Source organism: Fretibacterium fastidiosum (assembly GCF_000210715.1).
Taxonomy (GTDB): domain Bacteria; phylum Synergistota; class Synergistia; order Synergistales; family Aminobacteriaceae; genus Fretibacterium; species Fretibacterium fastidiosum.
On sequence record NC_021038.1, the window covers coordinates 852,257 to 875,834 of the forward strand.

Sequence of the window (23,578 nt, forward strand, 5' to 3'; positions counted from 1 at the left end):
GATAAAGCGGCGTCTCGTCCGTGTTGAACATGTTCATAGAGACGGCCACCTCCTCGTACCCGTCCGGCGTAAAGGCCACGGCCCTGATGGTGCTGAAGCCGCCCGAAGGTCCGCGGACCATCTTCGCAATCCTCTTGGCGACCTCCAGGTCCTTCGTGTTCAACAGCACGTTGACGGCCACCAGGTTCCTCTCTCCGGCGCTCACGATCGTCGCGCCGCTCTTCTCGGACAGCAGCCCCTTCCCCAGGTCGGGCGCGCGCGACTCCAGGACCGCGGGGTTGTCCTGATTCTCCTCGAGGAGCTTCTTCAGCCCCTCGTACTGCCCCTGGCGGATAAAGGAGATGTCCCGGCGTTCCTCGGAGCGCGCGTTGAATCCCGCAAAGAATACGGGCACGCCGTACTTGTTCCACAACTCCTGTCCGATGCGGAACGCAAGTTCCTTGACCTCGTCCAGGCTGATGTTGCGCAGCGGGAAAAGCGGAATGGTATCCTGGGCGCCGATCCTGGGGTGCTTCCCCTTCTGTTCGCGCATATCGATCAGTTCGTAGGCCTTGCCTGCCATTGCAACCAGCGCCCTGGCGAGCGGCTCCGGCTCGCCGATCAACTCCACGGGCGTGCGGTTGAAGTCCGCATCGGGGTAGCAATCGATCAAACGGACGCCCGGAAGGTCGCGAACCACGTTGACGATAGCGTCCACGACCGCCTTGTCCCGACCGGCGCTGAAGTTTGGAGCGGAGTGCACATATTGTTTTGCCATTCTCTTTCCCCTTCTTCAAAAAAATTTTGGAACCCTTCGGGGACAAACCCCTTATGCGAATCGGCTGCAGATTCGGGCTCAATGCCCCGTCCGCTGCGACGGCAGCCGCAATGCATCGAAATGAAGTCCTTTCGGAGCCACGGTCAAGCGCCCTATTCCTCTCCGCCCTCCGCGTCGGGGATCGTCCTGACGTATTCCTCCAGGACCCTCGACGACTGGAGCACGGCCTTTACGGTGACGTACTCGTCGGCCTGATGGAAGAAACGTTCGTCCCCCGGACCGATGACGACGAAGGGGACGCCCAGCCTCGGAACGAACACGGAGGCGTCGGTGAAGTACGCGATCCCCGTCGTCTCCCATGGGAGGCCCAGCGCCTCGAAGATGCGGATAAAACGGCGCACCAGAGGGGCTTTCTCGTCCATGCCCAAAGCCTGGCGGTCCAGGTAGGGCGTCGCCTCCAGCACCAGGGGCGGATGCCTTTGCATTTGAACGCGGGCGATCTCGTGGATCTGCTCCAGAAGCCCCGCATGGGATATCCCCGGAGAGGTGCGGATGTCGAACGTGGCCTCCGCCCTGTCGGGAATGACGTTGGTGCTGATGGAACCATGGAGCCCGGTGATGGTGCAGGTGGAGAGCCCAAGGAGCGGGTATCGCCCCTTCTTGCGAAGCAGCGCCGATATGGATCGGGCAAAGGCGGAAACCTGCTCAACCGCATTGACCCCCTGCCCCGGACGCGAGGCGTGAGCGCTCAGTCCCTTCGCGGTGACGGAAAGTCCCAAGGCTCCCTTTCCAGCCAACCCGACCCGCCCATCGGTGGGCTTGACCACGATCAACTCAATTACGCGATCCAGCCTGCCGCTGTTGCAGAGGGCCTCCGCGCCCATTCCGCCGTACTCCTCGTCGGCCGTGAAGCAAAAGTGAACGTCCACTGCCGGCTCAAAGCGCTCCCGGAGCAATTTGAGCGCCGCCAGAACGATGCTGGTCACCCCGCCCTTCATGTCCGCCGCCCCACGCCCATAGATCCGTTCGCCGTCGCAGTAGGCGGAGAAGGGCGCGTGCGTCCACGCCTCCTCGGAGTCCACGTTCACCGTGTCCAGATGTCCGGTCACGGCGACAGCCCGCTCGCGATCCCGCCCGGGCAGGGTCAGGATCATGGAGGCCCTGTTGGCCCCGTGGTCGAGTACCGTGATCTCCCTGGTCAACGGATCAAAGATTTCCTTCAAAAAAAGGACGGCGTCCTTCTCGTCGCCGACAGGCTGAGGCGTCCGGATTCGGACCAGCTGCCCCAAAATCTCTCTGGCGCACCGCTCGGGCTCAGACAATCTCGTGTCCCCCTCAAGATAAGCATCTCAGGTTCTTTCAAGAAAGACTGCCCGTATTTTAAAAGGGCAGAGGGGTAAAAGCACTGCCTGAAACGATGAAACCTTGAAGGTGTTTTTGTTTTTTTAACAAAAAAGGGCTAAAAGTTTTTTCAGAGGCAAGCCGACGGTTTTTTGGCAGGCCTTCGGAAGGCTCGGAAAGCAGAACGGTGAGGCCAGAAAAAACCTCACGCCGTCCTGTTTTTGCTCAAGACCCTGTGGAGGCGCAGCGCCAGGGACAGGTTGAATCGACGCTCCCCGTCGTGGGGAGAGAGGTCCAATATCTCTTGAATCCGCCTCAGCCGGTAGCGCAGGGTGTTGTAGTGCAGCGAAAGGGACTTTGCAGCCTGCCTCAGATCTCCGCCGCATTCCTCGACGCGGAGCAACGTATGGATGAGCTCCTCCCCGCCGCGGGATTCCCGCAGCAGAGGGGCCAGGGTCTGCCGGCAAAATTCCCGGGCCGGCTCCATGTCCGCCAGCATGGCGATCATGCGGGTTCCCCCCAACTGTTCCCAGAAGACGAAATCCTGCCGAGACATCCCGCCTCGCAAGATCATCAAGGCCTGACGGGCCTCCTGATAGCTTTGGTAGGCAAGGATGGGCTTTTCGCGCCAGCTTCCGACCGAAGCGAAAAATCTTATCCTGCAACGATCGCGGGCATCGTGCAGCGCGTTCTCCATAACCTCTCGCAGCGCGGCCCTGAAGTCCCGCAGGCGCGTCTCCCGTCCGCGCTCCTCCGGAAGCGCGAGGGTCAACACGACGACGAGAGAATCCGGGAGACGGGCGTAGACGGACTTTGGAAAAAACGCCAGAACCCTCGACTGAATCAGATTGAAGCCGCTCAGCAGCGCTTCGTCCAGCACGGCTCCAGTCGTCTCTGTCAATTCCGGCGAGATGACGAGGCATACGATGCCGCCATCCAACTTCCAGTGGAATGTCCTGGCGCGGTTGCGGATTTCCTCCTCGTGATAGATCCGGCCATAGATGAGGTCCTGCACAAATTCGTTGCGATACCGGGTTTTCAGACGGCTCTCCGCCAGCCGTTGCCCGTAGAAAAGCCTCAGCACCGACAGGCAGTCCTCCAAACGCTCCGGAAGGGGACCCGGCAGCCCCTTCGGCAAGTCCAGCACGAGGAGGCCGATGGCGTTTCCCGAAACCTCGACCTCATGCGATACGTAGATCCGGACGATCTCCCGAAGCGGGAAGGAGAGCATTCGCTCCTCGAAGGCGGGGTTTCCGCGACAAAGGACGTTCCCCGTATCCAGCTCACGCCAAGCGACCCCGAAGGAGAGCTCGGCGCGAATCTCGTCGATGATCTCCGGGAGCCCTTCATCCTTCAGCAGAAGGGGGACGAAGTCGGAAAGCGAACGTTTCATGGGAGGTCAAGCGCTCAGCTTTACAGGCCGCACGTCCCGATCGTCCCGAAGTCTCAGGCCGAATCGGACTCCATGCGTCTCGATCTTATGGGCAGGCCGATCTCTCGGTTCAACGCTGTAAGCGCAGTCCATGCTTCAGGCTCCTTTCATTCGGGAGGGCAGGAGGCGGCATTGCTCTGCAAACGCGACCTCAAGGAGGCGACAACTATGCAAAAGCCGTTGGCAAAAGCGGGTTGGCATACAAACCTTCCAAGGGGATCGCAGCGGCGCCCAGCCGACATTATACAATACGGTCCCAACGCGCTTCACCTTCGATGAGCCCGCCGCAACCCGTGGTTTTGGCTCCTCGGCCTGTCGTTGACGGATCGCGAACGGACCCATATAATGTCATCAATCTCTTTGCACTGCATTACATCCCGGTCACTTTTTCTTGTTGGGGATGCGAGATCGACAGTACAAACTGAGCAGGCGATGTCCCCGTTTGGACGGGGGCGTGGGGCCGGGCCGCGAAGTCAGCGGCAGCAGATCACGGTTCAAACCGGCGCATCTGCGGGACAGTGTCGAACGTTCCGCGGGTGCGCCTCTTTCTATCCCGATACCCCGAACGGAGTGCCATAAAGGAGATATCACACAGCCGCACGGGCGGCGGAACGGAGGCTCTGATATGACAGCCAGCGGAGAAACGGTGATGAAGGGGACGAGGGGGGCGGACGCCCAGGACGAGAGGGCCGTCGTCCGACGCCTCTCGTTGACGGGGATCACCGGCAACGCGGCGCTCTCGGCGTTCAAGCTGTTTGCGGGCGTCGCGGGGCGGTCGAGCGCCATGGTCTCGGACGCGGCTCACTCCCTCTCCGACGTCCTCGCTACGCTCATCGCCCTCGTCGGAGTGCTCCTCTCAAAGCGGGCGGCGGACGACGACCACCCCTACGGGCACGAACGATTTGAGAGCGTCGCAGCCCTCCTCCTGGGCTTGATCCTGCTGGCGACGGGAGGGCTGATCGGGAAGGCGGGCCTCGAGGCCCTCCTGTCGGGAAACGACGCGCAGCGTGGCGGTCCCGGCTCCATCGCCCTCGTGGCGGCGGTCGTGTCCATCGCCGTCAAGGAAGCGATGTACTGGTACACGCGGCGCTGCGCCCTGCATCTCAACTCGGCGGCCTTCATGGCGGATGCATGGCACCACCGGTCGGACGCGCTCTCCTCCATCGGATCGCTCATCGGCATCGCCGGCGCCATGATGGGCTATCCCGCGCTGGACCCCGCCGCCGGCGTCGTGATCTGCCTCGTGATCCTGACCGTCGCCCTCAGGACGACCAGGGACGCCCTGGGACAGCTGCTGGACACCTCCTGCGGCAGGAGCTACGACCGGGAGCTGGCAGACTTCATCGCCGCGCAGGAGGGCGTGGTGCGCGTCGACCTGCTCCGCACCAGGCGCTTCGGCAACAGGGTCTACGTGGACCTCGAGATCTCGGTGGACGGCGACGAGTCCCTCCGAAAGGCCCACTCCGTGGCGGAGCGCGTCCACCTCTCCGTGGAGCAGCGCTTCCCCGGAGTCAAGCACATCATGATCCACGTGAACCCCGCTGCGTGACGCGCAGCCCTCCCCCGCACCTACAGCCTCCAGAGGTCCACAGCGGGCCCCGACAGGTATCGGATGAAGGTCCGCCCCACGACGGAGACCCGTTCCGGGGGCAGCGACGCAATGCCCAGCGTCCGGTGCGCTTCGGGAGACAGGTCCCGACTCAGGAGGCTGAAGCGGAAGTTTCGCAGGATCAGATCCGGCATGATGCTGACGCCGAAGCCGTGCTCCACCATGGACATGACGGAGAACTCGTCGTTCAGCGCGTAGCGGACGCGCACGGAAACCCCCGACCGGCGCAGCAACGCCTGTATGTCGTTGTCCGAGCCCTTCATCGGGATGATGAAGGGCTCCTGCGCGATCTCCGGGAGGGTCAGGCTCCCGCGCTCCGCAAGGGGGTGCCCCACGGGGAGGATCACCTTCATGGGGTCCTCCTTCAGGGGCCGGAAGGACAGCCCCTCCGGCACAGGCGCGGAGAGGAACCCGCAGTCGATCTTCTCCCGCCGAATCCACTCGCCGATCTCGTCGTAGTCCCCCGCCCGCAGGTCGAACTCCACCCTGGGACAGCTTCTCTGGAAGTCCCTGATGATCCATGGGAGCCACTGGGCGGACACGCTCGTAAAGGTGCCGAGGCGCAGCGTGCCGCAGACCACGTCGTTGATTTCATGAATGGCCTGAGCCAGGTTCCGCTGGCGGTTCACCAGCTCCTGAACGGGGGCGAGGAGCCGCCGCCCCCTCTCCGTCAGCGCGACGCCACCGCTGCCCCTCAGGAACAGGGGAAAGCCCGCCTCCCTTTCCAGGGCTGCAATGGAGTGGCTCACCCCGGACTGGGTGTAGTTCAGCGCCTCCGCAGCCCGCGTAATGTTGCCGAGCTCCGCCACTTTGAGAAACACCTCGTAACGATTGAACGTCGATTCCATGGCCTCACCCATTACATGATGTATTGTCGGGCAGTATAAACATTCTATTTCAAAATAACAAGCCGTCCCCTATCATAAAACTAAGGATAAGTGCACGGGTCCTCCGAGCCCGCCGGTGCAGGAGAACGTGGAAAGGGGCCCGCAGTCCGGGCTTTTTTGGTCGTTTCGGGGCAAAAGGAGCGATGAGCATGAGGACGCTGACGAGTTTTGTGGCAGGGCCGCGGGGAATCCGCTGGACGCAGCAGAGGGCGGATGCGGCGCTGGGGCTGGTGGCCATGGCGTGGGGGAGTTCCTACCTCCTGATGAAGATGGGGCTTGAGGGAATCCCTCCCCTTTCAATGATCGCTCTGCGCTTCGGCATCGCTTTCCTGACGGTGGCGCTGATCTTCGCGCGGCAGCTTCGCCGCACCACGTCACGCACCCTCCGGCACGGAGCGATCCTGGGGCTGTTCCTGTTCGGACTCTTCGCCTTCCTGATGTACGGGCTCAGGACCACCTCGGCCTCCGCAGCGGGGTTCCTGACCAGCGCGACGGTCGTGTTCGTCCCCCTCCTCCAGGCGATCTTCCGGCGGAAGGCCCCCGACGCCGCCACCGTGGTCGGGACGGCTGCTGTGATGTCGGGCATTGGCCTCCTGACCCTTCGGGATGCCATGACGCTGCAATGGGGCGAGCTCCTCTGCCTGGGCGGAGCCCTGCTGTACGCCTGTCAAATCCTCCTGACGGACATCTTCACCCACCAGGAGGACGGGCTTCTCCTGGGGGTCTGGCAGCTCGCCTTCGCGGCCCTGTTGGGATTCGTCGCCTCCTTACTGCTGGAGGTCCCCGCCTGGCCGGCGAACGCCGCCCAGTGGGCCGCAGTCCTCGGGCTCGCCCTCCTTTGCAGCGCCTTCGGCTTCGTTCTTCAGCCCGTGGCCCAAAGGTACACGACGCCGGAGCACGCAGGGCTGCTCTTCGCCATGGAGCCCGTGTTCTCCGCGCTCCTCGCCTTCCTCTTTCTGCGGGAGACGCTGGACGCCAGAGGCTACGCCGGCGCGGCCCTGATCCTCCTCAGCGTCCTCTTCGTCGCCAGGGGCAAACCGGCCCCCAAAGGGGCCGCCGCCGGTCAGGGCGAGGACGTTCGCTACGCCTGAAGGTTGGTGCCCGCCCCCCTGGGGCCGGGCACCAACCTTCGACGAGGCCTTCGCAACCCCTCAGCCCCCCAGAACCCCGCGCAGGAGCCCCTCGGCCAGCCCGTAGTACGTCACCACGGCGATCAGGTCGTTGACCGTCGTGATGAGCGGGCCCGACGCCACGGCCGGGTCCACGCCAAGCCCTTTGAAGAGGATGGGGATCGTCGTCCCGGAGATGCTGGACAGGGACATGGAGAGAGCCAGCGCCGCCCCGGCGCAGAGCGAGATCGAGAACGCGAAGTGTGCCGCCTCCCCCTTGACGAGGAGGAGGTAGAGGCCGATGAAGAGGATCGAGAGGGACCCCAGGATCAGCCCGTTGCAGAGCCCGATCTTCGCCTCCTTCGCGACGAGGTAGAGCTTCTGCCGCCCGGTACACTGGTCGTCCATCAGAACGCGGATGGTGACGGCGAGGGACTGGGTTCCGACGTTGCCCGCCATGTCCAAAATGAGTGACTGGAAGGCGACGATGATCGTCAGCCCCGCGGCGACCGCCTCAAAGAGGCCCACGACGCTCGACACCACCAGCCCCAGGCCCAGCAGCACCAGGAGCCAGGGCAGGCGTTTGACGATGCTCATCGAGAGGGGCTCCTGAAGGTCCTCCTCCGCCGTCAGACCGGCCAGCCTGGCGTAGTCCTCCCCCATCTCGTCGTCGATGAGCTCGGCCACGTCCTGCGCCGTGAGGACCCCCTTCAGCCGGTTCTCCTGGTCCAGCACGGGGATCGAGTCCTCGGAGTAGTCCTTGATGCGCTCGATGCAGTCCTCGATCAGCTCGTTCGCGTAGACGTAGGGGTAGGAGGTCATGATGATGGAGTCCAGCTCCGTCCCCTCCCGCGCGATGATCAGGGACTTCAGGTCGATGGCTCCCGCAAATATCCCGTCGTCGTCCGCCACGTAGATCGTGGAGATGTTGTCGTTGTCCGCGGCCTGCTCCACCAGCTCGCGCATCGCCTGGCGCACGCTGATCCCCATGTGGATCATGACGAAGTTCGTCGTCATCCGGCTGCCGATCTCGTCCTCGTCAAAGGAGCTCAGAAGGGATATCTCCTGCTTCGCGTCGTCCGGCATCAGGTCGATGATGGCGGCGCGTTCTCCCTTCTCGACCTCCTGGAGGTAATCGACGGCCACCGAGGGCTCGAGGTGCGCCAGCACCTCCGCCCTCTTCCTGAGGTTGAGCTCGCCGACGTACTCGTTGATCTTCTCGGAGTACTCCAGGACGTCCGCCAGGGTTTCGGGATTCAGGACGCTGTAAAGCCGGTAGCGGTCCTCCTTCTTCAAGAGGTCCAGGGCGGCGGCGACGTCGTTCTCGTGATAGGTGAGGAGCTGCTCCCGCATGATCTTCGGGGTCAGGTTCCCCCGCACCACCTGAGCGATTTTCTCCTCGTAGTTGGGGTGCTGTGCCGTGGAGGCGCTCTCCTCGGCAGGGATGGTGCGCGTATGGTCCATTGGTCCCACGCCTCCTTAAAAGACTAAAGGCAATGAGCGGACCCCCGTCGGGGCCGCTGCAACGTGGGCGCAAGGCAGAAGGGACGGAGCCCCCGGCTGCGCCGCACGGGGAGGGACGATGACGTTCCGCGTTTTCCGGGGCCGACGGTCAGGGGCGAACGGCGCCGGGCCGCGCGATTCTGTGCGATAAGGGAACGCCTTGTCCGTCGCTTTGACTGCCGCCGCCGTCCATGAACTCACCTCCAGCTCGATCCTTCGGATGCGCAGGCTGAACGGGGGCGGTCACGCCCCTTCAGACAACGCTGCGCCCTTCATTTTATGTTCTTCGTTCGGGGAAGTCAACGCATCCAGGAGGGCCCCAATCCACAGGTTGCGACAACTTGATCGAGGCTCAAGCCCGTCGTTGTACAGGTAAGCCGACTTTGACCCTGCACCCGTCCGGTGCGGCAGAAAACGCATAAAACCGGTGTCCGTCGCACGTTTAAAATTTTGCCTGCGAATTTGTTTTTCTCTGGCTATTGACGTCGACGAAATCAAAGGGAAGACAGGGAAGGAAGCGTCACCATCAGCCTTTCGGGTCGCCCCTCAGCCACGCGGACAGACGCCGTTGCAGCTTCGCCGCGCTCCCGCCGAACGCCTGAGCGAAGACCGTCCCGCCCTTTTCGGCCAGTCGCGCCAGGACCGCACGGACCTGCCTCTGCCGATCGGAAGAGAGGGCCCGCGCGGCTTTGAGGATGGCGAGAGCGCTCCGCAGCGGAGTTTGGCGCATCTCCTCCAGGGTCAGGGCCCCCGTGGACTCCAGGACGCCAAAGACGGATTCGACGAAGCGGCGCTTCTCCTCATCCGAGAGGTCCGCAAGCCAGGCCCGCACGGATCGCTCGAAGAACACGCTGAAGCCGCTCCTCCCCTCCGCCGGGAGAAAACGGTTCCCCCTGACCAGCCAGGACAGCGCGTCGTGCGCGGTCGGCCCCGCGTTGGAACTCCGGACGATCCTGTGCTCCACGGCGCTGTCCATCAGGATGCCGACGAGGGAGTTCTCCGGGATGATGCTGACGATCCGGGGAGCGATATCCCGATAGGCCGGCAGTCGCGTGACGGCGCTCGCGAGGCCGGGGCCGTCGTTGGTGAACACGTTCCGAATCCTCTTTCTGATCCCCTCATCGCAGAGGACGGAGGCGTAGACGGCGAAGTTGCCGCCCTTGGAGTGCCCTCCCACGCGGAGGGGCAGGGAGCCGTCTCGAAAGTGGTCGTTCAGGTACTCTACGGCCATTCTCTGACCGGGCGTCTCGGCCAGGTAACTGAAGGTGCAGTCCTCCCTCCACCCGACGAGGCTGTTGTCGGTGCCGCGGAAGGCTGCATAGACCGTGCCGTCGCCGGGCCACAGCGTAACGGCCGCCATCTGCGCGACCTCTTCCATAGAGATGTGGTTGCAGTACCAGGCCATCCGCATGTCCCGATACCGGACGGAGTCCGCAAGCGGGTCCAGGAGCAACGGGGCGGGGCCGATAAAGGTCCTCCTGGCCCGCACCTCCTCGCGCGTGTGCAGGCGGAAGTACCGGTCGCGAACCGCGCGGACGGGGACGGGCTCGTCCTGCGGCGTCACGACGCCCTCGAAGTCCGCATACGCCAGCTCGGAGAGGACGAGGTTGTCCACCTCGTTGAACGGGTCCACGGAGAAGGGGACGTCGCCCCGCCACTCAAGGTAGTCAAAGAGGTTCGCCACCTGTCCTCGCCTCCTCTGCATAGCGTTCCCCCTTACCGTCCCCCGAACGTGAGGGGCAGATACAAAAAGGGGCGGACCGGCCGCCCCTTCGAGTTTCCGCTTACGGCAAACGCCGTCGTCTCGTCTTTTAGGGAAGTGCTGATTAATCCTCAAAAGTTGTTGAAAGCAATCAAGGATCATCAAACAAAGGGTATCCTTCAGCGCTTCCCTATAATTTAAAATGGGGCTACGCCCCCCACTTCGGGGAGCCTTCCGGCAGCCGTTCGCTAGCGCTCACGGGCCGTCAGTCCCAATCCCCACGTGCTTCGCGCGGCCTGATGAAGTTTCAGGCACTGAAGGGAGCCCATACGGTTGACAGTTCTCAACGACTTAATCAGTGTTTCCTTAGAAGTTCTTGTCCTTGAAGGCCTCGGCAAAGGGGTTCTGGTACAGGCCGCCCTCGTCCAGCCCCGCGTCGCCTGCGTTGGAACGGCGATCCTCGCGGGACTCCTTCCGGTGCTGCTGGCGCTCGTCGCGCTTGGGCTGCTGGGGCTCCGTCGGTTCCTCCAGGGCGCTCAGGGAGAGGCGCATCCTGCGCTGTTCGGGGTTGACCTCGATCATGCGGGCCACGACCTCCTGCCCCTCATGCAGCACGTCGCCCGGCTTCTCGACGCGCCTGTTGCTGAGCTGAGAGATGTGGATAAGGGCCTCCACGCCCTCCTCCGCCTCCACGAAGGCACCGAACTCCGCGAGGCGCACGACCTTGACCTTGAGGTCCTGGCCGACGGCGTAGCGCTTGTCGATGTCCTTCCACGGGTCGTTGAGCTGCTTGTAGCCCAAGCTGATGCGGCACTTCTTCGGGTCCTCGCTCAGGGCTATATCCATCACCAGGACCTCCACCTCCTGCCCCTTGCGGAAGGTGTCCCTCGGATGCTTGATGCGGGCCCAGCTGATGTCGCCGATGTGGATCAGGCCCTCGATGCCCGGCTCCAGCTCGACGAACGCCCCGAAGTCCGTCACATTGGTGACGACGCCCTTCATGACGTCGCCCTTGTGGATCCGCTCGCCGGCGGTCAGCCAGGGGTCTCCCTGAACCTGCTTGATGCTCAGGGAGATGCGGTCCTTCTCCTTGTCGAGGCCAATGACTTTGACGGTGACCTTGTCGCCCTTCTTGTAGAGGTCGCGGATGCGGACGTTGCGCTTCCACGTGATCTCGCTGACGTGGACGAGGCCGTCCATGGCGCCCTTGAGGTTCACGAAGATGCCGAAGTCCGTGATGCTGCTGACCTCGCCCTCCAGGACGTCGCCCTCGTGGACTTCGTCGTAGAACTTCGCACGCTTCTCGGCGTTTTCCTTCGCCACGAGGTCCTTACGGGAAAAGACCAGACGATGCTTCCGCTTGTCCCGCTCCAGGGGCTTGACCTCAAAGGTCTCGTCGATGAAGCTCGACAGGTTGGAGCCTCGGCCGTTCTCGGCGATATGGGACATGGGGATGAAGCCCTCCAGGCCGCAGCACTCCACCATCAGGCCGCCCTTGACCTTGCGGAGCCCCTTCACCTGAACCGTCTCGTTCCCCTCAAGCAGGGCCTCGAGCTCAGCCCATCGACGGTCGAACTCGCTGCGCCACCGGCTCAGAAGAAGCTGTGCCTCCTCGCCGTCGCGGATCTTGACCACCTGGACCTCGATCTTGTCGCCCGTCTTCGGCTTCTCCACGTCCTCGATGAGGATGCGGTGCGTCCACTCCTTTTCGGGGAGCAACCCTTCGCACTTATAGCCGACATCGACGAGCCAGCCGTTCTCCGTCTCAGCGACGACGGTGCCGTCCTTGATGATCTCGCCCGGATGAAGGCGCGTCGCTACGTCGTACTCCTCCATCAGCTTGCCCTGATCCATCTCCTGCCCGTCGCTCTGTGCAGCCTGCTCCAGTTCCATATCCCTGTTCATTTCCTGTTCCATAACCCACTTATCCCCCTTGCCTGCCTACATTCTCGCGATTTTATTGCTTATTTCTGTGATAAGCCACTCGGGCGTGCTCGCCCCCGCGGCAATACCAATCCTGTTCCTGCCCTCAAACCACCCCCGGCTGTCATCCAGTTCCTGAGCATCCTCAACCCAAAGGACGTCCATGCCGTTCGCCTCGGCGATGTTCCGCAGCTTGCCCGTGTTGGCGCTCGCACGTCCGCCGATGAGGACCATTCCATCCACCTGTTTCAAAAGCGCCCGCACCGCTTCCTGGCGCTCCATCGTAGCGCGGCAGATCGTGTTGCAGACGTGAAGCTCCTTCGCGCGCCGGACCAGCACCCCCGCCACGGCGGCAAGACGCTCCTCCTGCTGCGTGGTCTGAGAGATGAGGGCCATGCGGGGCCGCTCCGGCAGGAGGGCCGCCTCGTCCTCGTCCTTCACCACGTCCAACGGCCCGTCCGTGTGCCCCATGATCCCGCGGATCTCCGGGTGTTGGCGGTCGCCCAGCAGGACCACGTGCCACCCCGCCTGAGACAGCTCGGAGGCGAGGTTCTGAGCGCGGCCCACGAAGGGGCAGGTCATGTCGAAGACCCGCGCGCCCTTCTTCCTCAGGGCCTCCAGCACCTCAAGAGGCTCGCCGTGCGCTCGGATAAACACGTCCGCCCCCGGCGGGACCTCGCTCTCGTCCAAGGCCACACGAAGCCCCATCCCCTTGAGCCGCTCCACCTCCTGAGGATTGTGGATCGGCAGCCCGATCGTCCACACGGGCCGTCCCTCCTTCAGGGCCTCCAGGATGGCGTCCACCGCTCGCTTCACGCCGAAGCAGAAGCCGGCGTGAAGCGCCATGACAACCTGCTTCACCACACCGGCGCCCCCGCGCAGCCTCCGGCCTCGACAGGGCGTCCCTCCAGGTGACGAAGGGCCGCTTCCAGGAGGGCTTCCTCCACCCGCTCGACGGACAGGGCGAACGTATCATACCACAAGGCGGGCCGAAAATGACGAAACCACGTCATCTGCCTTCGACAAAAGGCGCGCGTTCGGCACCCCGCTCCCTCAAAGGCCTCGTCCAAAGTCATCCGCCCCCGCCTCCAGGCCGCAAGCTCGCGGTACCCCAAGCCCCGCATGGGAGGGAAGCGCTCATCAAAGCCGTGGTCGATCAGCCAGGCGACCTCCTCCGGAAACCCCCCGTCGAACTCCGCGCGCAGCCGGAGGGCAATGCGCCGGGCCAGGTCCTCCCGCGGGCGAACCAAACCGAGGTAGAGGACGTCCAGTCCCGAATCCAGCTTCGTCCCCTCCGCATAGAGCCGCGAGGGCGGCGTCCCCGTCAGGTCCCATATCTCCAGGGCCCGCGAGACCCTCAGGACGTCGTTGGGGTGGAGGCGGCCCGCCGTGTCGGGGTCCAGCTCCATGAGGCGTGCGTGCAGCGCCGCGGGACCCTCGGCCTCCGCCATGGCCTCGTAGCGGCGGCGGACGTCCGAATCATGGGGCAGGGATGCGTTCATGGAGGCGCCGAACAGCGCGTTGTAGTAGAAGGGCGTCCCTCCGACAAAGAGGGGCACCCGTCCGCGCGCGTTGATGCGGCGAACGGCGTCCATCGCGCCTTCCACGAACGAGGACACGGAAAATCTGACGTCGGGGTCCGCGACGTCGATCATGTGGTGCGGGACCTCGCGCCGAACGGAGGCGGGCGCCTTGTCCGTGCCCACGTCCATATAGCGGTAGACCTGGCGTGAGTCCACCGAGACGATCTCCGCGTTCAACTTTTTTGCGACGTCGAAGCTCAGCGCCGTCTTGCCCACAGCCGTGGGCCCGATCAGCGCAATGACAGGCTGCCGTTCACCGTTATTCAAAAGAACAGCCACCCTTCGCCATCCGTCCGACCCCTTCAAAAAATTCAGGTAAACACTCGTTAAGTATAACACATTGCGCCCCATTCAAGGGCTCGCCCTCCAGACGATGGTGCCACCCCGTAAATGGACGGCGGCCCCTCCGCGACGGGACCGGCTTGAAAGCCGAATTCCGGTCAGCGAGGCGACACGTCTGTGCCGATCGCCGAGGTGCTGGCGCGGGAGGGCTGGGGAAGGACGGCCTTGCGGAATCGACCCTTTTGATATATTGTAAAATAGTAAGATATATAAAAATCGTAAAGTCTATTTCTAATTGAGGAGGCGCTTGAGCATGAGGATGCAGAGCAAACGAAGCCCGATCGAGGTACAGAACGCGATCGACAGAAGAAAGTTGTGGCTGGCCTATCTCGTCTTTCCCCTTATCTCGCTTCTTCCCGTCCTGATCCCGCTGGTGATGCCAGGGATGAAGGAACAGCTAACCTCGCAGCTCGTGCTGCAGCTCATCCTGGATATGTGTCTTTACGTCCTGTTCCGAGGCGTCCTGTTCCCGACGGTGATACGCTTTCTGCTCCTGAGGCGGGGGACGCGGTATGGGGTGGAGACCTATGCCTTCACGGTTCTGTCGATCGTCATTTCCATTCTGGCTTGCTGGCTCGTGTACGAGGAGCCCTATTTCCCGCTCGTCTTTGACTTCTTCAGCGCTTACAACATTCTCACGTATCGGTCTTCCGGCAAAAACGCGATTTCAACGGGCAGGCTGCTCGCCCTTACGGGCCTGACGATCGCCCTGCTGGCGGGCTGGTGCGTCGTGCTCGACGACGAGGACGAAACGCTGAACAGAAAGGTTGTGCAGGCGGTGGCCTCGATCGGGGCCCTCTGTTACACGTTCAGCTCCTACCGAAACGTTAAAGGCGCCACAAGAGGCGCTACGAGAGGCGCTGCCCCCTCCCCCTCCCCCTCTCCTTCTCCCTCCGGCCCCGCAGCAGCGCCCATTCGAGGCCAGGCCCTGCTGCCCCCCTGGGAGACGGGCGCCGCTGAGCCGCAGGTGCAGGCGCAGCCGCAGGCACAGGTGCAGCCGCAGCCGACGAACGTATTCTCAGCCAGCAGTGGGCTCGAAACGCTGCAGGACCTCACGGACGAAGAGGCCTTCAGCTGTCTGGGGATCGCACGGAGCGCCACGATGGACGAGGTGCAAAGGGCTTACGAACGAAGGAAGGAGCTCCTGAACCCTGCATCCTTCGTGATGGGCAGCGTCGAGTATCAGGATGCCGTCCGAACGCTTCAGCTCCTGGACAGGGCGTACCACAAAGCCTCGATGGCCTGCATGGCGCGGAGAGCTTGACCATGCCCCAGGGGGACGCTGCGCCGTTCGGGGGACCTCGCCGTCATCTGTCCTCTATAAATTTTGCTCTCCCGCAGAGGACGCCCTCGTCCTCGCCGCGCACGGTCTGCGTTGTGCACCGTCTGTGTTATGTCTGTGTTATGATTGAAAGGCCCCTCTGCGGGGCCTAATTTTATCTTGACGGACGGTGGGTATCAGATGGGCGAGAGGACGCAGCGGAGCAGGGCAGCAGATTTTCTGCACAGGTTGATGACGGAGGAGCTGGACACTCTGATCAGCACGACCATTGGAACGGTGCTGACCTGTTTTGCCATCATCGCCTTGATGATGCCCTACAAGTTCGCCTCAGGCGGAGTGACCGGGGTGGCGCTCATCACCAATTACCTCTGGGGGCTCTCGCCGGTCTGGGTGATCACGGTGGGCAATGCACTCCTTCTCCTGTGGGGCTGGCACTACCTGTCGATGCGCTTCGCCCTCTGGACGCTCTACGTCACCATCCTGACCAGCCTGGTCCTGCCCGTCGTCGAGATGTTTCAGTACCCTGTGATCCAGGAGCCGCTTCTGGCTGCCATCCTTGGCGGGATCATCGGCGGGATCGGCTACGGGATGCTGTTCCGCGTCGACGCCAGCTCCGGAGGGATGGACGTGGTCTCCGCCGCCGCAAGGAAGCGCTGGGGGGCCGACATCGGGACGATGTCCCTCTACATCAACCTCGTCATCCTGCTGGCCTCCTTCGTGGCGGTTTCTTTGGAAGAGGTCCTCTTTGGCGCGCTGATGCTCTACGTGGAGACGCTGACCATCGACAACGTGGTACACTCCTTCCACCGCCGCACCCAGGCCCTGATCATCAGCGGCCGGGTCCTTGAGATCAAGAACTACATCATGACGGACCTGGAGCGCACGGCCACGCTGATCCCGGCGAAGGGTGCCTACAGAGACACGCCGCTCGAGCTGCTGCTGGTGATCCTGCCGAGGCGACAGGCTGCGTCCCTGAAGCGCTATATCGCCTCCCTGGACCCGACCGCGTTCGTCATCTTCTCCGAGGTCTCCGAGGTCGTGGGGGAAGGCTTCAAGAGCTGGCTGAGGGCATGAGCCGGACCTCGGGGGGTGAGGTGGCCCAATGAACGATATCCTGGTGTTCAACATCGCCCGTCTCGCCGTCAAGTCGATGTTGAACGCGGGGGCGGCCTGGCCCAAGCCGGGACTGGTCACGCCCCTGGCCGACGCGGCGGGGACGGCGTTTCAAACGATCGTCGAGGGAGCTCTGGGGCTCCTCCCCTGTTTTATCAACTGCGCCTCCATCGGGCTTGAGACGGAGGCGATGAACCCCGAAGACGTCATGACGCTGCTGCGGCCCGCGGGGATGCAGGGAGAGCGCGAGGTGCAGGGGGTCGTCCGGGGGCGCACCTCCTTCAAGGGAAGCATCTTCTTCCTGGGGCTCTTCAGCGCGGCGGCCGGCCGGCTCTTTGCGCAGGAGCGGAACCTGACGCCCCTGGCCCTGGCTCTGACGGCCTCCTCCTGCGTTCGCGGCCTGGTGGAGCGGGAACTGCGCGGGCTGGACGAGGGTAGCGCGGAACTGACGCCGGGGGAGAGGGCCTGGACGCTCTACGGGGTGGACGGCGCGCGAGGCGAGGCGGAGAGGGGTTTCCCCGTCGTGGTACAGGCCGTGGACCTCCTGCGGCAGCTCGAGGAGGGGGACGACTCCCCCTCCGGGCGGGAGAGCGCGGCTCAGGCGCTGCTCGGCATCCTGGCCGGGAACTCGGACTCCGCCCTGGCGGAGAGGGCGGGGCTCGACGGGATGCTCCGGGTTCAGGCGGAGGCGAAGGCCGCCCTCCTGGCAGGGGGCGTCCTCACTTCAGAGGGCCGCAAGGCCGTCGACGCCCTGGACAGGCGGCTGAGGGAGGCGGATGTAAGCCCCAGAGGGGCGGAGGTTGCCCTGGCCGCCGCGCTGTTCGTCCGGGACCTCGAGGCGCTCCGCCCCACGAGGTCCGGCCGCGAGGAATAGCTGCGCCCCGGTTTCGTCCTGTCGAACACCCCCCCGGTGCTATACTGTTTTTTGACCTGAAAATTTAGGGAAGCGCTGATTAATCTTCAAAAGTTGTTGAAAGCAATCAAGGAGCATCAAATAAAGGGTATCCTTCAGCGCTTCCCTAAAATTTTAAAATGGGGCTACGCCCCCCACTTCGGGGAGCCATCCGGCAGCCGTTCGCTAGCGCTCACGGGCCGTCAGTCCCAATCCCCACGCGCTTCGCGCGGCCTGATGAAGTTTCAGGCACTGAAGGAGTCTATACGGTTGACAGTTCTCAACGACTTTCAGTGTTTCCTTAGCTGCTCAATTTTCAGAGAGGGGTTTTGAGAGATGGACATCAAGGCATTGGCGGAGAGGTACGAGCCCTACATCGTGGAGCGCAGGCGTTACTATCACTCGTGCCCGGAGCTCTCCAACGAGGAAAAGGAGACCAGCGCCCAAATTCGGCGCGACCTGGAGGCGATGGGGATCGCGGTCCGGGAGGTCTCCGGGTGCTACGGCCTCGTCGCCGACATTCGCGGAGGGAGTCAGGGCGCCACGGTGGCCCTGAGGGCCGACATGGATGCCCTGCCCATCGAGGAGGATACGGGCCTGCCCTTCGCCTCCAAAAACGAGGGACGGATGCACGCCTGCGGGCACGACAACCACGTCGCCATGCTGCTGGGCGCCGCGCAGATTCTGAACGAGGTGAAGGCGGAGCTGCACGGCACGGTGCGCCTGCTGGTCCAGCCGGCGGAAGAGGTCGCTTCGGGCGCCCTCGACATGCTGAAGGGCGGCGCGCTCGATGGCGTCAGCGCGATCTACGGCGCCCACGTCTGGGGCAACTTCGACGCGCCGCTGATCGACGTGACGCCGGGCAGCCGCATGGCCTGCTGCGACAAGTTCACCATCGAGGTGGAGGGCGTCGCGGCCCACGCCTCCGCCCCCCACCTCGGCGTGGACGCCATCACGGTCTCGGCGGCCATCATCAACAACCTGCAGCAGTGCGTCTCGCGCATGAACGACCCCCTGAACCCCCTGGTGCTGACGATCGGCTTCATCGAGGGCGGCCCCCGCTGGAACGTCATCTCCAATCGCGTGCGCATGGAGGGGACGGTCCGCACCTTCGACGAGGACCTCAGCAAGTCGGAGATCATGCGCCGGATCATCGCGGACACCGCCGCGGCCTTTGGCGCGAAGGGGACCCTGGAGTACAAGCGCCTCACCCCGCCCCTCATCAACGGCAGTGACAAGCTCAACGCGATCGCCCGCGAGGCCGTGGTGAAGCTCTACGGAGAGCAGGCGGTCGGGCACATGCCCACCATGATGGGCAGCGAGGACTTCCCCTGGCTCTCCGACGGCGGCAGAATCCCCTACATCTTCGCCTTCATCGGCAGCAGGAATCGGGAGAAGGGCATCACCTACACGAACCACCACGAGAAGTACACCGTGGACGAGGGCATCCTGACGCGCGGAGCGGCCGTCATGGCCCAGTTCGCGGCGGACTTCCTGGCGAGCGCGTAAGCGGAGAGAGACGAAGGAGAATCGGGCATGAGCGATAAGGACAGGGATTTGAGCGTCGCCGGGGAGCTGCTGGAGGTCCTGCGCCGCAGCGGGAGGGATTTCATGACCCTGAGCGCGATGCGGAAGGCAATGAGCTCCCAGCTCCGCAAGCGTCTGGGGTTGACGGGAAGGAACTTGACAAACCCAAATGTGATAAAGATCCTTACACCCCATTTGGAAGACAAACTGGCAATCTGCAGCAAGGGCAATGCTGTTTATTTGTTGCGCGGGACCAATCTGGCCGAAGTCGTTTTGTGCTTTATACGGGGAAAAGCGGGAAAAAGTGGTCCGCAGCTGCTTAACGGAATGCCGTTTATCAAAAAGGATGAGCTCATAAGGATTTTAAACAACCTGTTGGAGAGCGGACAGGTCACGTTGAAGCTCGCTGCCGAGTTTGCGCCTCGTTTCTTCGCCTCTGGGGCGATGGGACCTGTGAAGAAAGATGCAGCCGGGACAGCATGTGAAACTCTGGCGGACACGTTCGACAAACGCAGGGAACAGCTTCATGCGGCCTTTCGGGAGCTCGATCGAGGGAGTACTTTCGTCCGCATCTGCGACCTGCGCGGTCGTCTGGGCTGGCCGCGCGAGGTCTTCGATGACATGCTCCGGCGGCTGCGCGACGATGAGGCCGTGCAGCTTCACGCCGGGGACGTGACGCTGATGACGCCAGACCAGGTTCAGGACGGCTTTGTGGACGAGAACGGCTTCAGGATGGGGACGATGACATGGATAGCCTGAACGACAGCGTGATTCGCAGCCAGCTGGTGGCGAAGAATCCCTTTGCCTCGTCCGCGGCCCCCAATCCCTGGGACAACGCCAACCCCGACCTCGACTCCCTCAACCGTACCGTCGTCGACCATATTGACCTGCTCCTGAAGATGACGAGAGAGAACCCTGCAGAGACCTTTGCCGGCCTGATCCTCGGAGAGGCCGGAGCGGGCAAGACCCACATGCTCAAGCGCGTCCTCCGCAGGATTCGCGAAAGCGGGGAAATCGCGATCTTCGTAACGGTCAGGGCTTTCATGGACCCGGAGAGCGTCTTGCAGGACCTGCTGCGGGAGGTCTTCATCAGCATGGGGCGGGAGCACGGGGACGGGAAGCTGCAAATCGATCTGCTGCTCGAGGCGCTGGACAAAGCTTATCGCAGGGATTTTAGAGAGGATGCCCTTGGCGGAATGGCTCGACTTGAGCCTCTTCAGATGAAATTGGATAGGGTCAATAACGATTTCCTTCGTTGCCTGCTGCTCTACGCCAGCACGGAGGACGCCTCCTTGAAGAATGATATTCTCCGCTGGATGAGGGGGGAGTCCGACGAGAGCTTCTCCGAGAAATTGGATGTGATCGCCTGCAATTGGGACGAGATGACGCCGGCAGCGCAGGAGAAGAAGGCACGGGACAGGCTCCTCTCCCTGGGGCACGTCCTGCGCTACGTCCGCGTCCCCATGTTGGTCTGCTTCGATCAGCTCGACGGCATGACTTCAGAGGACCTGCTCAACGCCTGGGGGACGGCGGCAAGCCTCCTGATCAACGATGTTTACGGAGTTCTGCCCCTGGCCTTTCTTCGCGCAGATACGTGGGAACAGCGTTTTTCCCCCAGGTTGGACGACGCTGTAAGGCAGAAGTTCTTAAATCACCGCCTCCCCATGGCAAACTGCAACCTGGAGCAGGCGAAGCAATTGATCAAAGAGCGTATCAAGGCCTTTTTCGACGATGACGATGAGGTGGAGCAGAAGTACCAATGGCTGATGGCGCGCCTCAATACGACGCTGAAGCCGGGATACTCTCCTCGAATGGTCATAACCCTGGCCAATCAGGCAATCCAGGAGGCGGGAGCTGGGGCGGACGCAGCCCATGAGGTCGAACACGCCCTGGCTGAGGCCTACCGCGAGGAGTGCGACAAGGTGGCCTCGGACCCCAATTCCTGGCCCCCCAACGCGAATCACCTTCTGAGTGCGCTTGAGATGTGGCTGGGTGCACATCCGGAGTTTAAAGTGTCCCGCTCTGCCGATAAGTATCTCCGGCTGTCCGGGAAACGCTCCGCCGAGGGCCCGGAGGCGCCATGCGCCTTCATCATCATGGCGACCCGACATCATCGTTCCGCGGCAGCCGCAATCGACAGGGGGATCAAGTTTCTGGAAGAAAATCCCAACGGGTTCTGCTGTTACGTCACGGACGAGCGGGCGCTCAAGGGCCCCGAAAACTGGAAGCAGGTTCATGAGCTCCTCGGACAGTTCAGGGCTCTGAAGGGGAGGACGGTCGTCCTCCAACCGGATGGACGCGCGGCCTGGTACGGCCTCGTGGCGTTCCAAAACAAGGTCTGTAACGGAGACGTTACCCTCTACCCGCCATCGGGTGGACCTCGCCTGGCGACGCCGGAGGACCTTTCGGGCTACATGAAGGAGGGCTTCCGCTGGAACCTTCTCGGCCTTGACGGGGAGAGCGGAAAACCCGGTGATGGCGACCGGAGCAAGGACACAGGGAGCGGGAAAGACCCCACACCTTCCACCAGTGGACCGAAGGATACAAGCGGCAGCGCATCGGAGGAGAAGCGCCTGCCTCTGCCCGTGGCGGTGAACTCCGAGCTCTGCCAGCAGCGTCCGCAGAACGGGGACTGCTCCAACGATTTGGGCGTGGCCCCCGCTCCTCAAACTGTTCCGGAGAAGTCAGGAAGCGAATCGGGCGACAAAGCTCGTGATGACTTTGGCGAAGTGCATCAAGAAATATTTTGTCATAACGATTTGGGCGCAGCCCCCACTCCTCAAACTGTTCCGGAGAAGTCAGGAAGCGAATCGGGCGACAAAGCTCGTGATGACTTTGGCGAAGTGCCTCAAGAAATATTTTGTCGTAACGATTTGGGCGCGGCCCCCACTCCTCAAACTGTTCCGGAGAAGTCAGGAAGCGAATCGGGCGACAAAGCTCGTGATGACTTTGGCGAAGTGCCTCAAGAAATATTTTGTCATGCAGAGGGTCTTGATCGTATGGTGCAGTTGCTCAAGGCCTTGAAGGACCTTGGACTGTCGGTCGCCGACGCTGGGGTCGTCTGTGGCCCCCGTTTTATACGCCTGAAGGTCCTGCCCGACGCCGCCAGGGGGACGACCGTGAAGAAGATAGACAACCGGGCGGACGACCTTCAAGTTCAGATGGCCCTTCCCGTGCCCCCCGTGATTCAGGCCTATGGCGGCTACGTTGGCGTTGACGTTCCACGGTCCAGCCCTCAGGCGCTTTCCCTTAAAACTTTACTCCGGCAAGGCGAGGAGAGCCGCCCCCGTTCGGAGGCCGTCTTCCCCCTGGGGATGAGGGTGGATGGAAGCGTTTTTTGGGCCGACCTGGCAGAACCCTCCATGACCAGCATCTTGATCGGCGGAACCTCCGGGAGCGGAAAGAGCGTGTTGCTCCGCTCCGTGGTCGTGGGGCTCCTGCTCTGCGCGCCGAAGGACAGCGTGAACTTCACCCTGATCGACCCCAAGCGGCTCACCTTCGTCGATCTGGCGGGGCTGCGGGCCCTGGAGGAGGGGCGGATCCTCTGCGACGTCGAGGAAACCATGGAGGCCCTGAAGGAAGCCGTTGAGGAGATGGAGCGGCGCTATGAGCTCATGGAGGGGGCGAAGGTCTCTCATCTGACGGACTACAACGCCGTCGCCGAAGAGCGGCTGCGGCGACGGGTTCTCATCATCGACGAGTACGCCGACCTCATGATGCACAAGGAGACGGCCAAGGACCTCGAACACTTCATCCAGCGACTCTGCCAGAAGGGAAGGGCCGCCGGATTCCACCTGCTGCTGGCGACACAGCGCCCGGACGCGAAGGTCGTCACCGGCGTCATCAAGGCCAACCTTCAGCTGCGCGTGGCGCTGAAGGTGGCGAGCAAGAGCAACAGCCAGATCATCCTGGGCGAGGGGTTTACCCAGGCGCAGCACCTGTTGGGACACGGCGACATGCTGGTTGGGAACGGTTCGGCCGTCGAGCGCCTTCAGGGCCCGATTGCGGACATCTCGCTCCTGGGCCCGGAATTCCTGAGGGGCTGAAAAAAAAGTTTGACGTAGCGATAAAAGATGGTATAATGTTCGAGTGTCGCCGGGCTGGTGGAATTGGTAGACACACGGGACTTAAAATCCTGTGGACGTTTGTCCGTGCGGGTTCGAGTCCCGCGCTCGGCACCAGCGGACACGACATCGCGGGGTGGAGCAGTCAGGTAGCTCGTCGGGCTCATAACCCGAAGGTCGCAGGTTCGAATCCTGCCCCCGCAACCAATTTTCAAGGCGGCGTAGCTCAGATGGCTAGAGCATGCGGTTCATACCCGCAGTGTCACTGGTTCGATTCCAGTCGCCGCCACCAGAAGCGAAAAACCCTGAGTTTCAAAAGGGATTCAGAGAATAGAAAGGCCCCCTCACGGAGGGGGCCTTCGCTTACTTGCCCCCACCTGGACCATCGTCAAGAAAAAGGACAAGATAAGCGAAGGAATCATGATATGAGCGTAGTCTGTTTTTTTAAACACGTCCTCCTTTTCGTCGGACGACGTGACTGGCGCTCTAGGCGTTCATACCAATTCGCGTCT

The 23,578-nt window shown here is 62.8% G+C and carries 17 protein-coding genes, 3 tRNA genes and 1 riboswitch; of the genes, 11 read left to right on the forward strand and 9 right to left on the reverse strand.

Features of this window, described 5'->3' with window-relative positions; genetic code table 11:
- The 3 genes from SY1_RS03795 to SY1_RS03805 all read right to left on the reverse strand — a co-directional run.
- Window positions 1–757: glutamate formimidoyltransferase (locus tag SY1_RS03795; protein ID WP_208872755.1), on the reverse strand; the 757-nt coding region annotated here is incomplete at its 3' end.
- 152 nt (window positions 758–909) lie between these two features.
- Entirely contained in the window at window positions 910–2,079 is a 1,170-nt protein-coding gene (locus tag SY1_RS03800) for a M20 family metallopeptidase (protein WP_208872757.1), read from the reverse strand.
- A gap of 224 nt (window positions 2,080–2,303) precedes the next feature.
- Window positions 2,304–3,491, reverse strand: coding sequence for a PucR family transcriptional regulator (locus tag SY1_RS03805; RefSeq protein ID WP_015556236.1), 1,188 nt, complete (start codon window positions 3,489–3,491; stop codon window positions 2,304–2,306).
- 450 nt (window positions 3,492–3,941) lie between these two features.
- A riboswitch (NiCo riboswitch) is annotated at window positions 3,942–4,051 on the forward strand.
- 104 nt (window positions 4,052–4,155) lie between these two features.
- Between SY1_RS03805 and SY1_RS03810 the strand changes: the two genes are divergently transcribed.
- On the forward strand, window positions 4,156–5,079 hold the full coding sequence (locus SY1_RS03810; RefSeq protein ID WP_015556237.1) for a cation diffusion facilitator family transporter: 924 nt from the start codon (window positions 4,156–4,158) through the stop codon (window positions 5,077–5,079).
- A gap of 20 nt (window positions 5,080–5,099) precedes the next feature.
- On the opposite strand, the gene SY1_RS03815 is transcribed toward SY1_RS03810, so the two are convergent.
- Window positions 5,100–5,999 (reverse strand): LysR family transcriptional regulator, encoded by a 900-nt coding sequence (locus tag SY1_RS03815; RefSeq protein ID WP_208872759.1) that lies wholly within the window; start codon window positions 5,997–5,999, stop codon window positions 5,100–5,102.
- Between the two features lie 176 nt (window positions 6,000–6,175).
- Between SY1_RS03815 and SY1_RS03820 the strand changes: the two genes are divergently transcribed.
- Window positions 6,176–7,117, forward strand: a complete 942-nt coding sequence (locus tag SY1_RS03820; protein ID WP_015556239.1) for a DMT family transporter — start codon at window positions 6,176–6,178, stop codon at window positions 7,115–7,117.
- 60 nt (window positions 7,118–7,177) lie between these two features.
- On the opposite strand, the gene mgtE is transcribed toward SY1_RS03820, so the two are convergent.
- The 5 genes from mgtE to miaA all read right to left on the reverse strand — a co-directional run bounded on the left by mgtE (window position 7,178) and on the right by miaA (window position 14,113).
- Window positions 7,178–8,599 carry a magnesium transporter gene (gene mgtE / locus SY1_RS03825; RefSeq protein ID WP_015556240.1) on the reverse strand — a complete coding sequence of 474 codons (1,422 nt, stop codon included), beginning with the start codon at window positions 8,597–8,599 and terminating at the stop codon, window positions 7,178–7,180.
- A 565-nt stretch (window positions 8,600–9,164) separates the two neighbouring features.
- Window positions 9,165–10,322, reverse strand: a complete 1,158-nt coding sequence (locus SY1_RS03830) for an Mbeg1-like protein (protein WP_208872761.1) — start codon at window positions 10,320–10,322, stop codon at window positions 9,165–9,167.
- A gap of 384 nt (window positions 10,323–10,706) precedes the next feature.
- A complete protein-coding gene (locus SY1_RS03835) occupies window positions 10,707–12,257 on the reverse strand; it encodes a S1 RNA-binding domain-containing protein (RefSeq protein WP_015556241.1) in 1,551 nt (516 codons plus the stop codon).
- Between the two features lie 24 nt (window positions 12,258–12,281).
- Window positions 12,282–13,109 (reverse strand): 4-hydroxy-3-methylbut-2-enyl diphosphate reductase, encoded by an 828-nt coding sequence (gene ispH / locus SY1_RS03840; protein ID WP_208872763.1) that lies wholly within the window; start codon window positions 13,107–13,109, stop codon window positions 12,282–12,284.
- Between the two features lie 11 nt (window positions 13,110–13,120).
- A complete protein-coding gene (gene miaA / locus SY1_RS03845) occupies window positions 13,121–14,113 on the reverse strand; it encodes a tRNA (adenosine(37)-N6)-dimethylallyltransferase MiaA (RefSeq protein ID WP_243440573.1) in 993 nt (330 codons plus the stop codon).
- A gap of 328 nt (window positions 14,114–14,441) precedes the next feature.
- On the opposite strand from miaA, the gene SY1_RS03850 reads away from it, so the two are divergent.
- The 9 genes from SY1_RS03850 to SY1_RS03890 all read left to right on the forward strand — a co-directional run bounded on the left by SY1_RS03850 (window position 14,442) and on the right by SY1_RS03890 (window position 23,358).
- On the forward strand, window positions 14,442–15,452 hold the full coding sequence (locus tag SY1_RS03850; RefSeq protein ID WP_015556242.1) for a hypothetical protein: 1,011 nt from the start codon (window positions 14,442–14,444) through the stop codon (window positions 15,450–15,452).
- A gap of 198 nt (window positions 15,453–15,650) precedes the next feature.
- The gene (locus SY1_RS03855) at window positions 15,651–16,544 is read left to right on the forward strand and encodes a YitT family protein (RefSeq protein ID WP_015556243.1); all 894 of its coding nucleotides are present in this window, start codon (window positions 15,651–15,653) and stop codon (window positions 16,542–16,544) included.
- A gap of 28 nt (window positions 16,545–16,572) precedes the next feature.
- Window positions 16,573–17,457: a triphosphoribosyl-dephospho-CoA synthase gene (locus SY1_RS03860; protein ID WP_015556244.1), complete on the forward strand. Its 885-nt coding sequence runs from the start codon at window positions 16,573–16,575 to the stop codon at window positions 17,455–17,457.
- Between the two features lie 354 nt (window positions 17,458–17,811).
- Window positions 17,812–18,984, forward strand: a complete 1,173-nt coding sequence (locus SY1_RS03865) for an amidohydrolase (protein ID WP_015556245.1) — start codon at window positions 17,812–17,814, stop codon at window positions 18,982–18,984.
- 48 nt (window positions 18,985–19,032) lie between these two features.
- Window positions 19,033–19,761 (forward strand): hypothetical protein, encoded by a 729-nt coding sequence (locus tag SY1_RS03870; RefSeq protein ID WP_208872767.1) that lies wholly within the window; start codon window positions 19,033–19,035, stop codon window positions 19,759–19,761.
- The gene (locus tag SY1_RS03875) at window positions 19,749–23,048 is read left to right on the forward strand and encodes an FtsK/SpoIIIE domain-containing protein (protein WP_015556247.1); all 3,300 of its coding nucleotides are present in this window, start codon (window positions 19,749–19,751) and stop codon (window positions 23,046–23,048) included. The genes SY1_RS03870 and SY1_RS03875 overlap by 13 nt, the downstream gene beginning before the upstream one ends.
- Window positions 23,049–23,096: 48 nt before the next feature.
- Window positions 23,097–23,183: transfer RNA gene (locus SY1_RS03880), tRNA-Leu, on the forward strand.
- Window positions 23,184–23,196: 13 nt separating this feature from the next.
- Window positions 23,197–23,273, forward strand: a tRNA-Met gene (locus SY1_RS03885).
- A gap of 8 nt (window positions 23,274–23,281) precedes the next feature.
- Window positions 23,282–23,358, forward strand: a tRNA-Met gene (locus SY1_RS03890).
- Window positions 23,359–23,578 lie beyond the last annotated feature (220 nt).